The organism is Olivibacter domesticus, from assembly GCF_900109575.1.
GTDB lineage: Bacteria > Bacteroidota > Bacteroidia > Sphingobacteriales > Sphingobacteriaceae > Olivibacter > Olivibacter domesticus.
In genome coordinates this window covers 2,066,981-2,078,849 of record NZ_FOAF01000001.1, presented here as the reverse complement: position 1 = coordinate 2,078,849, position 11,869 = coordinate 2,066,981, and the positions used below count along the sequence as shown (strand labels likewise).

Annotated in this window: 13 protein-coding genes; 9 read left to right on the top strand and 4 right to left on the bottom strand. The window is 35.2% G+C overall.

The features are described 5' to 3' along the window. Nucleotides 1-28: 28 nt before the first annotated feature. Nucleotides 29-1,201: an HlyD family secretion protein gene (locus BMY50_RS09170; protein ID WP_093322601.1), complete on the bottom strand. Its 1,173-nt coding sequence runs from the start codon at nucleotides 1,199-1,201 to the stop codon at nucleotides 29-31. 129 nt (nucleotides 1,202-1,330) lie between these two features. Then, nucleotides 1,331-1,525: a hypothetical protein gene (locus tag BMY50_RS09165; protein WP_093322597.1), complete on the bottom strand. Its 195-nt coding sequence runs from the start codon at nucleotides 1,523-1,525 to the stop codon at nucleotides 1,331-1,333. Nucleotides 1,526-1,882: 357 nt separating this feature from the next. On the opposite strand from BMY50_RS09165, the gene BMY50_RS09160 reads away from it, so the two are divergent. The 5 genes from BMY50_RS09160 to BMY50_RS09140 all read left to right on the top strand — a co-directional run bounded on the left by BMY50_RS09160 (nucleotide 1,883) and on the right by BMY50_RS09140 (nucleotide 6,202). Further along, nucleotides 1,883-2,698 (top strand): helix-turn-helix transcriptional regulator, encoded by an 816-nt coding sequence (locus BMY50_RS09160; protein WP_093322592.1) that lies wholly within the window; start codon nucleotides 1,883-1,885, stop codon nucleotides 2,696-2,698. 70 nt (nucleotides 2,699-2,768) lie between these two features. Next, nucleotides 2,769-3,620, top strand: coding sequence for an NmrA family NAD(P)-binding protein (locus BMY50_RS09155; protein WP_093322586.1), 852 nt, complete (start codon nucleotides 2,769-2,771; stop codon nucleotides 3,618-3,620). Between the two features lie 132 nt (nucleotides 3,621-3,752). Further along, on the top strand, nucleotides 3,753-4,583 hold the full coding sequence (locus tag BMY50_RS09150) for a restriction endonuclease (RefSeq protein WP_093322582.1): 831 nt from the start codon (nucleotides 3,753-3,755) through the stop codon (nucleotides 4,581-4,583). A gap of 141 nt (nucleotides 4,584-4,724) precedes the next feature. Continuing rightward, nucleotides 4,725-5,510, top strand: coding sequence for a cold-shock protein (locus BMY50_RS09145; protein ID WP_093322578.1), 786 nt, complete (start codon nucleotides 4,725-4,727; stop codon nucleotides 5,508-5,510). Nucleotides 5,511-5,695: 185 nt separating this feature from the next. After that, nucleotides 5,696-6,202 (top strand): ExbD/TolR family protein, encoded by a 507-nt coding sequence (locus tag BMY50_RS09140; protein ID WP_093322575.1) that lies wholly within the window; start codon nucleotides 5,696-5,698, stop codon nucleotides 6,200-6,202. 282 nt (nucleotides 6,203-6,484) lie between these two features. On the opposite strand, the gene BMY50_RS09135 is transcribed toward BMY50_RS09140, so the two are convergent. After that, a complete protein-coding gene (locus BMY50_RS09135) occupies nucleotides 6,485-6,940 on the bottom strand; it encodes a YciI family protein (protein WP_093322570.1) in 456 nt (151 codons plus the stop codon). Nucleotides 6,941-6,953: 13 nt separating this feature from the next. Further along, the gene (locus BMY50_RS09130; protein WP_093322566.1) at nucleotides 6,954-7,553 is read right to left on the bottom strand and encodes a YdeI/OmpD-associated family protein; all 600 of its coding nucleotides are present in this window, start codon (nucleotides 7,551-7,553) and stop codon (nucleotides 6,954-6,956) included. A gap of 202 nt (nucleotides 7,554-7,755) precedes the next feature. Between BMY50_RS09130 and BMY50_RS09125 the strand changes: the two genes are divergently transcribed. The 4 genes from BMY50_RS09125 (at nucleotide 7,756) to BMY50_RS09110 (ending at nucleotide 11,862) form a co-directional block, all read left to right on the top strand. Further along, nucleotides 7,756-8,355, top strand: coding sequence for a TetR/AcrR family transcriptional regulator (locus BMY50_RS09125; protein WP_093322561.1), 600 nt, complete (start codon nucleotides 7,756-7,758; stop codon nucleotides 8,353-8,355). Between the two features lie 250 nt (nucleotides 8,356-8,605). Further along, complete coding sequence (locus BMY50_RS09120) at nucleotides 8,606-9,967, top strand: TolC family protein (RefSeq protein ID WP_238383698.1); 1,362 nt, start codon at nucleotides 8,606-8,608, stop codon at nucleotides 9,965-9,967. A gap of 28 nt (nucleotides 9,968-9,995) precedes the next feature. After that, nucleotides 9,996-10,910, top strand: coding sequence for an HlyD family secretion protein (locus tag BMY50_RS09115; protein ID WP_093322557.1), 915 nt, complete (start codon nucleotides 9,996-9,998; stop codon nucleotides 10,908-10,910). Between the two features lie 19 nt (nucleotides 10,911-10,929). After that, complete coding sequence (locus BMY50_RS09110) at nucleotides 10,930-11,862, top strand: ABC transporter ATP-binding protein (protein ID WP_093322553.1); 933 nt, start codon at nucleotides 10,930-10,932, stop codon at nucleotides 11,860-11,862. Nucleotides 11,863-11,869: the final 7 nt, after the last annotated feature.

Genomic DNA, 11,869 nt, shown 5'->3' with positions numbered 1-11,869 from the left:
CCTACTATCCTTATTTTAGCAATAAAAATTAAGAGGTTGTCTTTATGTTTGGATTTAGCCAGTTATCCACTTTGTCATAAAGCAATTGGAATAGACTCCGTTCCGTTACCGAGAACCGAGCGGTGAAGTTCATCCCTTTCTTTAGATAGCCCTTATAGCCATTTTTTAACGTTAGATGATCACTGTTCAATAAGCATCTCACTTTAAAAACAGGCTGGTTGTCATTTAACATCACAATGTCGTCCGATATATCTATAACTTTCCCTGTTAACAGACCCCATTGATTATAGTTGAAGGCGTCGACCTGAAAACGAACCTCCTGTTCTTTTTTTATGAGACCAATATCTGATGGTTTAATATAGCAGAAAGCTAAAAGGGTAGTGTCTGGCGATAATTCTGCGAATTTTTGATTTGCAAAAACATAGGCCCCCTTTTGTATACCAGCTAAATTCTGCACGGAACCATCTATAGGTGCAGTTACAATATATTGTTTCTTTTGTTCGTTGATTTCAATTTGTTGACTCGATAACTGACGGTATTCGTTTTGCAGTTGGTTAATTTCTGTTTGCCATTGGGCCTTATAACGTTTTGAAATCATGGCATAATTTGCTGATGCTTGCTTATACTCGAAGTCATACTTGTCGTACTCAGCAGAGGATACCATTTTTTTTCGGTATAGTTTACTGTATCTATTGAACGTGTTTTCTGCTTGATCGCGTGCAATCTTTGTATTTTCTAATTCCTGTGTATATTGTTGCCAAATCGCATAATATTGTCCTGCATGAAGGGTGGGAGGGTTGAAATCCTCCGAGCTAGCTTTATTTATTAATATGTTTAAATCTCTAATAAATGAAGTTATTTCTTGTTGCCTACCTTTAACTAATACGTTTTGCTGATTGGAGGAAGCTCCGTCAATAATAAGTAGCGTATCCCCGAGGTTGGTTTTCTGATTATCCTTTACATTGAAATATATTAATCTGCCGTTTATAGGGATCGTTAATTCAGTTTTTTCAATGGATGATTGTAAAAGGCCAGAACCTTTCACACTGATGTTGGTTCGTATTAAAGGGAGTGCTATGAGAGCAGATATGAGAAGTAATAATATACCGATATATATAACCCGGGTTGATCTTTTGACACGGGATAAATAAACGATGTTCGTGTTAGTAATCGTATCTATGGAATAAGCCGGTAATGACATAATATATTCAGTTAAATGATGTACTATAGCGATACATTAACTGGTTGTGTTTTATAGCGTCTCAAAAACTAAATAACAGTTATCCTTTTTGGGGATAACTGTTAATTTTTTGTTCAAACAGGTCAATGCTTATAAAGAAGCAAGTGTTTTGAAGATATTTACTAAAGTTTTGTTTAAGAATCCGAAGGTATCATTGGCGATAGTACCAACACCACCAACGATTACATTTAATAAATCACCTACAGGACCGCCACCTTCTACAGTTCTTAATTCAGTAGCGTTCATTTCTTCTACCCCTAATTTGTTTAAATCCAATTTTTTCATAACAAAGAGATTTTTTATTTGTGGTCCTTACTCTTTTAAGGCTTTTCAGGATGCGCCTGTGTTGGCCAAACACTTAAACAAATATATATAATTAATAGGCGCAGACTTTGTTATCTACAGCCGTTGATAGGTTATGTTCAACTAGTTAAATGAGTATAAAAAAGGTGTTTTTGCTGCAAAAATGCATGTTTAAGCCTGTTTTGATTGCGAAAAAGGGAAAGAGTGGTGGGGCTTGGTCTTTTTGTTCAGTTTTTTTGTATATTACTTTTCGTTGGGTTGATAATTCCATTTGATAAGAACGTTTGTTATATTGATGAAACATATTTATATTTATTCGTTAAGAAAAACAGTCAGGAAATGAATTATCAATATATCGTTCCGCCTGCTCGCCTAAGGGATTATGTTAAATATTTCTGGACATTGGATAGTGCAAAAGGGCAATGCAATCCGCTGAAATTCGCTACCGTAGCTGACGGGTCGCCAGGGTTGATCTTTCAAGTTTCCATGGATGGTTTTGCCTATCAGGATGAAAAACAACTGCCAATTATTTATCTTTATGGTCAAACTACGACTTGTTCTCAAATTCTTTCACCCGCCAGTTTTCAGGCAATAGGCGTATATTTTTATCCGCACGCACTGAAATCGGTATTTGGCTTAGATGCGTGGGAATTAACGGATAACTGTCTAGACCTAACACTGTTTTCCACTTTAAAAGAATATAATTTAATTGAACGTCTTTTGAATTTATCAGGTGTTTCACAGCGAATCGAGGTCTTATGTGATTATTTATATAAATTGATTCTTCTTCATAATAGCGGAGTAGACAACAAAATGAAATATACACTTGCGAACATAAAAGGTATAGGCAAGAACTTGTCATTAAAACAATTACAGCAAGATCTCGGGTGGTCAGAGAGGACGCTTGAACGTAAATTTAAAGAACAAGTTGGTATATCCCCGAAATCATTCGCCAAGATAACTCAATTTCAAATGGCGTTAAACATGTTGAGGAGTGAAAATTATAGCAAGTTAACAGATGTAGCCTATGAGAATTTTTACGCCGATCAGTCGCATTTCATAAGATCATTTAAAGAGTTTACATCGCTTACACCAAATCAATATTTAAGGAATTCTGAAGAATTAGTGATTAATTTTCCGCAGATTTTTATTTAAAGGGGCCTTGTCGGGTTTGTTCTATTTAGACGCTTAGCTGGGCAGTAGATTTGCTGTCAAAAAAAAAATTATGATAGCAATTACAGGAGCAAACGGCCATTTAGGAAAATTAACACTTTCTCTGTTGTTAAAAAAAGTAGCACCTACACAACTTGTAGCAATAGTAAGGGACAAGGAAAGGATCGCTGATTATTTAAATACGGGTATCATTATAAGGGAAGCTAATTATGAAGATCCGCATTCACTGAACAATGCTTTTGAAGGAATAACAAGAGTATTACAGATTTCGACCACTGCTATCGGTGATGTGGGAACGAAGCAAGAACAAAATGTTGTAAAGGCCGCACAACTAGCAGGTGTGCAACATATTATGTACACCAGTACACTCAGTCCAGGTTCACAGGCCCATTTCATGGCAGCAAAAACATGTGCACATACAGAGCAATTGATCATGGATTCTGGTATTTCGTATACCATTTTCCGTAATAGCATGTATATGGAAACCATTCCATTGTTTATAGGAAATGGTTTGTATGACGGACAGATATATTACCCCGCAGAAAACGGAAAAATAAGTTTTGTTTCCCGAGAAGATATAGCAGAAGCATTAAGTAACACACTCACTGAAAGCACCATTACAAGTCACATTTATAGTATCACAGGCGAAGAGGCCTTCACTTTTGACGGTATAGCAAAACTGCTAAACCAGGAAAAAGGATTAAATTCAACCTATTTTAATATCAAAAACGAGGATTATGAAAAGGAGCTAGCCGAGCTTCATATGCCTGAGGCAGAAAGAGCATTTTATTTAAGTATGGCCGATGGCATTAAAGCTAATGAATTTGCACAAACTGATAAAAGCCTTGAAAGAATCATTGGAAAGAAGAGGAAAAGCTTAATTGAATATATACAGATGCCTTAACGGTGTTTTATAGAGAGTCTATTTTGGAGGTTCTTTCACTTGACAGATAAGATTTATATTATCTGTCATTATTTTCCATGCTTATAGTCTGCAATTTATTAATTTACACCCATATTTAATAAAAAGGACTATATGAAAATAAAAAAGTACTCTGGTGAATTAGTTGATTTTGATATAAATAGGTTGAAAGGGTCATTGTTAAAATCAGGCGCATCTCAAGAAACAGTAGCTATTGTCTGGGAGAAAATGAATACCGCTCTTTTCGATGGTATTTCTACAAAACAAATTTATAAGCTTGCTTTTCAATTGTTAAAGGAGGAACGTAGTTCCCTGGCAGCGCGCTATAGTTTAAAAAAGGCATTGAGGGACTTAGGACCTACTGGATACTTGTTTGAAAAATGGATAGGCCGTCTTTTTGAGCATATTGGTTATAAAACAGAGACCAGCCTCATGTTAGCAGGAAGAGCCGTAAATCATGAAGTAGATGTAATTGCACAAAAAGAAGGAGAGATGTTGTTGATAGAGTGCAAATTTAGAAATACTGTTGACGCAAAAGTTGACGTAACAAATCCTATGTATTTTTTATCGCGATTTGTTGATTTGAAGGATAAATCCTTTTCTTTTTTCAATAGAGAAGTTAAATTTACGGAACCTTGGCTTGTGACAAATGCCTATTTAACGAAAGATGCCATTAGTTTTGCAAATTGTTATAAGATCCGTTTACTTTCATGGGATTATCCACTAGAAAGCAGTATTAAAAGAAGAGTAGATAGCATGGGGCTTTATCCTTTGACCTGTTTAACAACTATCAATAAATTAGAAAAAGATCGATTATTATCGTCGGGAAATATTTTGGTGAAAGATATTCTTAAGAAATCTCATACATTGGAACATCTTGGTATTACATCGCAACGTTTAGAAAAAATTTATCAAGAAGCAGATGAACTGATCAATGGGGTGTAGTTTTTTTGCTTCAACGTGTTGTAATACAACTTGTTTTGTGCATATTCTTTCCTGATTGTTTTGGGTTTTTGAAATTTAATAGTTACCTTGTCTTCTGCAAGATTGGTTCTTTTAGACTTCTTAAACCTTTAAATCGACACTATGGAATTGGGTGTGATAAAATGGTTCAATAATACAAAGGGTTTCGGCGTCGCAGATACTGTTGATGGCCAGGTGTTTGTGCATATAAAAAGCTTCAAAATTAAACCGAAAAGCATCGAAAATAGGCATACCATCCTGTTTAAGAAGAGAACAGATCCCAAGAGCCAAAATATGGTTGCCATACATTCACGCATGTTAGGGGACGAGCAGGATTGGGACCTCATAATCGCTTTAGCCTTGAAGCGGTTACCGTTTAAGAAAACCGCTGCTTCAAAAGACTTCCCTCATCATTCAAACAATCATCTTGCAGAAATAGCTGCTTATCAATACTTAAATGGAAAATCTACCTTACAGATTTTTAATGCGGTCACGAAATACTTTTCAGATAAACTACATGATAAAAAATTTATTCAATATTGCGAGTTTATAGAAAAGGTGTTCACCAGAAGCATGGGATTAGAAAAGCGAAACGAGCTTTTAAAGCATATTTTTATTTTTTTCGGGGAAAATGTGAATGAATCAAAACTTTTTGAGGTATGGAAGTCGATGAAATTTGCTTATATAGGCCATACTGATGCGGACGACTTTGAAATTCCAGAAGCTATTTTAGTGAATTTTGCTGATCAACTCAATGTATCTGAGCTTATGAGAATCCATACGTATAGTTACGGTGAAATTTTTTGTAATGAGCTTATTAAGAAAAAGTTAGAAGAATCTGAAGATTTGACTACAGAGGAAATTAAAAAATTAGAAATGATAAACCATGTTAAGTTTTTCAAAGAGTAAATCAACTCTTGGTTAATTCTTTTCCAATTGTTTAAAAATTTAACTCGTTTACCTATTACCTTACGATTACTTTATATTGTGATTTAGCGGAAGGATTTCGACGAACCTTTACCCTTTATGGAATTTTATGTTCGCTAGCATCTACTGTTAAAAGAATATAAATCATTTATTAATCTTCGAACGTTATGGCAGAATTAGTTACAGGTAGATTGCAACCTAGGGTTGATCTTACCCCCATGGTAGATTTAGCTTTTTTATTGATTACCTTTTTTATGCTAACTACCAGTTTAAACCAGCCGCAAGCAATGGATGTGACGATGCCAGATGTCTCCGATCCAACTGAATTAACACCCTTTTCCGACAGCCGTACGATGACCGTGTTATTAGGGGCAGATAATAAAATTGTATGGTATTGGGGAAGGCTGGACCAACCCATAGAAATGCCACAAATTACGACACACGGAAAACAGGGGATAAGATTGGAAATAGAAGACAAAATGAAAAAAATCGCTACGCAAGAAGACGATAACTTAAAAGGTTTAATGGTTATAATACATCCCAGTAATAGATCTGATTACAGTGACTTAGTAGCTATTTTAGACGAAATGAAAATTAATAATGTGAAACAGTATATGATGGGAGAAATTAGTGAAGAGGAGATCCAGCTTTTACGGGAGAAGGCGCTTTATTAAAAAAATAGAAGAGGTAAAATGAAGTTAAATGAGATGAAAGATCTTTTTTTAAAAAAAAATCTGTTGCGTATAATATTCTCAAATGTTGACCGTTATTGTATACAATAGGTTTAGGTTGATAAAAACATATGTTTTTACCCAGCATCCCAAATGCTGGGTTTTTTTGCTTTAACGTATTAGCAAAAACCTTTTTATTTCATATATTATCAAGTCAAATGTTCTCAAGTGTCTTTTGCAATTCAGCTGATGAACAATTAAATATCACATGCTATAACGACTAATTTAAAAGGACTTTTTTTCTATTTTCTTTGAAGCATTTAGATAGAGTGGCAGCGCTGCTGAACCGTACCATTCATAAAGTTCGGGCGCTAGCAACTTTGCTTTGATTGCAGGATCGGTTTCTAATAATATTTTTGCTTCATCTATTGTTTTGACTGTTAGTATAAACAAGCCTCGATATGATTTTTCATTTTTTTTAAAAGGACCGGCGACTATTAATTTCCCCAGTCCCACGAGACGATTAATATTATCGAGATGCCCTTTGAAAATGGTGGCAACTTGTTCTTTGTCGTCTATTACATGGGTGCCTGTTTTTAATATAACAAATATATACGGGCGCATACCATATTCATCGGCGCCTAATGAGTCTGCTAGCACCTTATCATAGTTTGGATTTTCTGTCTGTGCTTTAGCAAAGAATCCCATAAGCATAAATAGGAGGAATAATAACCTTTTCATGAGTCATGTTAATTTATTGATTAAAACGGTATTTATCGTTTAAGCCCAGACCTTGTTCAATCATCGGAATAATCTTTTTCAGCCTTTCCTGCTTGGTTTTATCTTGTTTGGCTGTGCTGATATATTCAGCAAATTCTCGTTGTTGAGTCTTTTTAAACTGAGAGAAACGCTGTTGCAGTATTTTGTTTTCTTTAAAAAGCTGTGCAAGTTCATTTGGGATAAGAATAGGTTTATTCCTATCGGCCTTCATTTCTAAACCTTTTTCCTGATTAAGAATAGCCTCTTTTACATAACTTAAGATAATGGGCAAATCAACTTTTTTTATAGAGGTAAAACGCATTTGCCTTAACGCCTTTGTTGTTCCTTCTTGGGCATTAATCAGTAACTTATACTTGTCTTCTAAGAAAACGCCCTGATGAAACCAGATGCCAAAATAAGATTTGAAACCAGCCAAACCGACAATATTTTTGCCATTATGCGTGTAAATGGGGCCACCCCATTTTATCTCTTCTGTTAAGCCTGCGCTTAAAATTAGTTTTCGTAAAACCTTTAATTCTTCATGCCATTGTTGTTGCGCATTGTAAAAATCGTTTGCTGTTTTAAAAGCTTCCATGGTTGAAACATTTCATATAACTAATATATGAATAAATTTCCACCAATGATTAATGTGCTGAAAATGAAGTGATGATGTTGATAGTTAAATCGAACAAGTGATATGCTATGTCAATTGATGCCTGTTTTAAATAGTTGATTAAATTTATTTTTTAAAATGATTGTTTAGTTTTATACCTTTGTAGGCAAATAGCCATAAGAGAATGGAAAAAAAAGAAAAGGATATTTCAACGGAAGAAAAAATTAAGGAAGCAGCTAGAATTGTTTTTACAAAAAAGGGTTTTTCAGCTACTAGGACGCGTGATATTGCAGAAGAAGCAGGTCTTAACCTGGCATTGTTAAATTACTATTTTAGAAGTAAGGAGAAATTATTCCATATTATTATGGAAGAAAAATTTGAGCAGTTTTTTGGAATGATTATTCGACTGCTTGATGATGAATCTACCTCTTTAGAAAAAAAGGTAACCGCGGTGGCTAATGACTATATTGATATGCTTTTAGCTAATCCTGATCTACCAATATTTGTATTAAGTGAAATCAAAAATAATCCAGCGCTTTTTAGTGATAGAATTTCTAGCAGGTTATTGAAATCAGTATTTTTTCGACAATTAAACGAAGTCCGTCCGGATATAAATGTATTCCATTTTATACTGAATCTATTAAGTATGATCATCTTCCCGATACTGGCACAGCCCGTTATTAGTCAGATAGATGCGATGAAAGATAAAAAATTCAAGAAATTTATTATTGAGCGGAAAAAGCTGATCCCCATTTGGTTTAATAGTATACTAAATACAAAGTAAGTAACCAATACCTTATTTTAAATTTGTTCCTCTTTTTTACAAAAGATAAACGATAGCTGCATACAATCTATTTTTAATCAAATGATTAGAATAAATTTTTAAATCTAAAAATTAGTTATAACTTTGTGAAAGGAAGTGCGATAGGTTCTTTCCGAATAGAAAAGAGAGCAAATATAGAAGTGTGTAAGGGTAGTTGAATGTTGTCTATAAACTAATCAAATGATTAAAAAATATGAATAACATATGTTTCTTGAAGTGTTTAAATTGGTGGAAATCAGATTGCTTCTTAAGAGGAGTAAGCCCAAAGCAAATAAACCAGTCGGTAAAAAAGAAAAGTAATGCACCTGCTATGAAATTGGTGCTAGCTACATGCTTTTTTTTAATGCAAGCAATAACTGCCGTTGCTCAGGATAAGCAAGACCTTACATTGGATGAATGTTATGAGCAAGCAAAAGCTAATTACCCTTTGATAAAAAAACGTGCTTTGATCAATAAAAGTAAAGCGTATTCTATTGAAAATGCAGAAAAAGGTTATCTGCCTCAATTAAGTATAAATGGGCAAGCCACTTATCAATCTGCGGTTACGGAAATTCCCATTTCAGTACCTGGTATTCAAGTACCACAGTTAAAGAAGGACCAATATAAAATCTACGGCGAGATAAATCAATCTATCTATGACGGAGGCGACATTAAACAGCAAAAAGAGACTCATCGGACAGTCTCGGCTATTGAAGAGCAACGTTTGGAGATAGAATTGTATCAGTTGAAGGAACGCGTAAATCAATTGTTCTTTGGGATTCTATTGATTCAAGAACAATTGCGTCAAAATTCATTGTTGATAAAGGATATCAACCTGGGAATAAATAAAATGCAAGGAGCTGTTAACAATGGAACGGCGCTTAAAAGCAACGTCGATGTATTGAAAGCTGAGCATTTAAACGCTCTACAACAGGCAATTGATATGAAAGCAACGCGCAAGGCTTATGTCGAAATGTTAGGTTTATTTATGCATCAACCCTTAGATACGGCGATTGTCTTCATCAGACCCACGCCAATTTTATCTACTTCTGCCATTAACAGGCCTGAATTAGCATTGTTTAATTATCAGCTACATAACCTTGATGTACAAGAGGATGCGATAAGTGCTAGAAACAGACCCAAATTAGATTTCTTTTTCCAAGGTGGTTATGGTAGGCCGGCCCTGAATATTCTAAAACCTAGCTTCGAAACTTATTATATAGGTGGTGTGCGTCTTCGTTGGAATATAGCAGGTTTATATACACAGAAGAAAGAGAAGGCCCTTCTCGAAAATGACCGAATAGCAATAATGGTCGATAAAGAAACATTTTTATTTAATACAAATTATCAAACGAAGCAAGAGCAAGCTGTGATCGATAAGTATAGCGATTTGTTAAAGTCGGATGATGAAATTATCGCACTTCGTGAAAAGGTGAAAAATACATCCATCGCGCAATTGGAAAATGGGGTCATTACAACAAGTGATTATTTGCGGGAAGTTAATGCGGAAGATCAAGCAAGGCAGAATAAAATTGTGCATGAAATTCAACTTTTATTATCTCAATACAACAATAAGTATACGCAAGGCAATTAATGTATTAGCATCTTAAATTTTAAAAAAAATGAGAACGACTGTGTTATTATTTAGTTTATTCACCTTCTTTTATACATCCTGTACCGATGATAAGCTTCCTTATGATGCTTCGGGCTCCTTTGAAGCAGTAGAAACGATTGTTTCAGCAGAAGCAAATGGTGTTATAAAAAAGCTTTCTTTGGAAGAAGGCCAAGCGCTTAATACAGGGCAAGATGTAGGTTACATTGATACTATCCAGCTGTATCTTAAGAAAAAACAGCTTGAAGCACAGGCAATGGCTGTACTTAGCAAGCGGCCAAATGTCGCCGCAGAAATGGCTGCCTTACAGGAAGAACTTAGACATGCTAAAAGGGAGCAGGAAAGACTTGTGAATCTTGTGAAGGCCGATGCAGCTACACCTAAGCAGCTGGACGACGCTACGGCAGAAATGAATATCATAAAAAAGCGGATAACGGCCCAACAATCTTCATTAGGCATTACTTCTACTAGTCTTCAAGAGGAGACTAACCCCTTATATGCGCAAATTGAACAGCTGAATGATCAGCTCGCGAAAAGCAAAATAATAAATCCCGTAAAAGGTACGGTTCTGACTAAATATATTGAAGAGAATGAAATGGCAACAGTAGGTAAACCTCTTTACCGTATCGCAGATATATCTAGTATTATTTTAAGGGCTTATATCAATGGAGAAAAATTCTCGAATATAAAAGTAGGTCAGCCTGTACGCGTACAAATCGATCAAGGTAAAGATACTTTTAAAGAATACGCAGGTGTTATAGAGTGGATAAGTGATAAAGCTGAATTTACGCCAAAAACTATCCAAACGAAAGATGAGCGAGCCAATTTAGTATATGCTATAAAAGTACGTGTCAAGAATGATGGTTACTTGAAGATTGGGATGTATGGCCAGATTGTATTGAAAGGTGAAAACAATAATAAATGATAGAAAATTTTAGTCGCCCATGGAAACGGTAACACTTCAAAATATTGTTAAAACGTATAACAACGGAAGCGTAAAAGCGGTAGACGACGTTTCATTTACTGTTAAAGAAGGGGAATTATTTGGATTAATTGGACCTGATGGAGCAGGCAAGACCTCTATTTTTCGAATTTTAACAACGGTTTTGCTAGCAGATAAGGGACAGGCAAGCGTTGCTGGCTTCGATGTTGTAAAAGATTATAAAGAGATAAGGGCCAGTGTTGGATATATGCCCGGCAAATTTTCTTTATACCAAGACTTAACCGTTTTGGAAAACTTGAATTTTTTTGCAACGGTATTTGGTACAACTATAGAAGAAAATTATGAGCTTATAAAAGATATTTATGATCAGATCAAACCTTTTAACAATCGTCGGGCAGGGAAGTTATCTGGAGGAATGAAGCAAAAATTGGCGCTTTGTTGTGCCCTGATTCATAAACCAAAAGTGTTATTATTAGATGAGCCTACCACGGGAGTAGATGTGGTTTCTCGTAAAGAGTTTTGGGAAATGTTGAAGACACTCAAACGTCAGGGAATTACGATACTAGTGTCTACCCCTTACATGGATGAAGCAACACTTTGCGAACGAATTGCGCTCATACAAGATGGTAAAATTATGACAGTTGATGCTCCTGAAAATATTATGAAGGCATACCCGACTAAATTGTATGCTGCAAGATCTAGGGAAATTTATCGCTTATTGCTCGACTACCGCTCGGACGAAGCTATTGAAAGTAGTTATGCCTTCGGAGAATATTTACATATTACCCTCCATAATAAAGTGCATGATGGGCTCTCTAAGCTAAATGAAATTGCGGAGAAAAAGGGACATGTTGAAATTCAAGTGAAGGAAATTAAAGCGACGATTGAAGACAGCTTTATTCGTTTAATGGGAGAAAAGGAAGCAAAGGTGTAATTGGTTG

Bases quoted from the DNA above. Each gene is read 5' to 3' on its own strand.
- BMY50_RS09150 (WP_093322582.1), top strand. From the start codon at position 3,753: ATGAAAATAAAAAAGTACTCTGGTGAATTAGTTGATTTTGATATAAAT.
- BMY50_RS09135 (WP_093322570.1), bottom strand. From the start codon at position 6,940: ATGAAAAGGTTATTATTCCTCCTATTTATGCTTATGGGATTCTTTGCT.
- BMY50_RS09110 (WP_093322553.1), top strand. From the start codon at position 10,930: ATGGAAACGGTAACACTTCAAAATATTGTTAAAACGTATAACAACGGA.
- BMY50_RS09170 (WP_093322601.1), bottom strand. From the start codon at position 1,201: ATGTCATTACCGGCTTATTCCATAGATACGATTACTAACACGAACATC.
- BMY50_RS09155 (WP_093322586.1), top strand. From the start codon at position 2,769: ATGATAGCAATTACAGGAGCAAACGGCCATTTAGGAAAATTAACACTT.
- BMY50_RS09140 (WP_093322575.1), top strand. From the start codon at position 5,696: ATGGCAGAATTAGTTACAGGTAGATTGCAACCTAGGGTTGATCTTACC.
- BMY50_RS09145 (WP_093322578.1), top strand. From the start codon at position 4,725: ATGGAATTGGGTGTGATAAAATGGTTCAATAATACAAAGGGTTTCGGC.
- BMY50_RS09160 (WP_093322592.1), top strand. From the start codon at position 1,883: ATGAATTATCAATATATCGTTCCGCCTGCTCGCCTAAGGGATTATGTT.
- BMY50_RS09130 (WP_093322566.1), bottom strand. From the start codon at position 7,553: ATGGAAGCTTTTAAAACAGCAAACGATTTTTACAATGCGCAACAACAA.
- BMY50_RS09125 (WP_093322561.1), top strand. From the start codon at position 7,756: ATGGAAAAAAAAGAAAAGGATATTTCAACGGAAGAAAAAATTAAGGAA.
- BMY50_RS09115 (WP_093322557.1), top strand. From the start codon at position 9,996: ATGAGAACGACTGTGTTATTATTTAGTTTATTCACCTTCTTTTATACA.
- BMY50_RS09165 (WP_093322597.1), bottom strand. From the start codon at position 1,525: ATGAAAAAATTGGATTTAAACAAATTAGGGGTAGAAGAAATGAACGCT.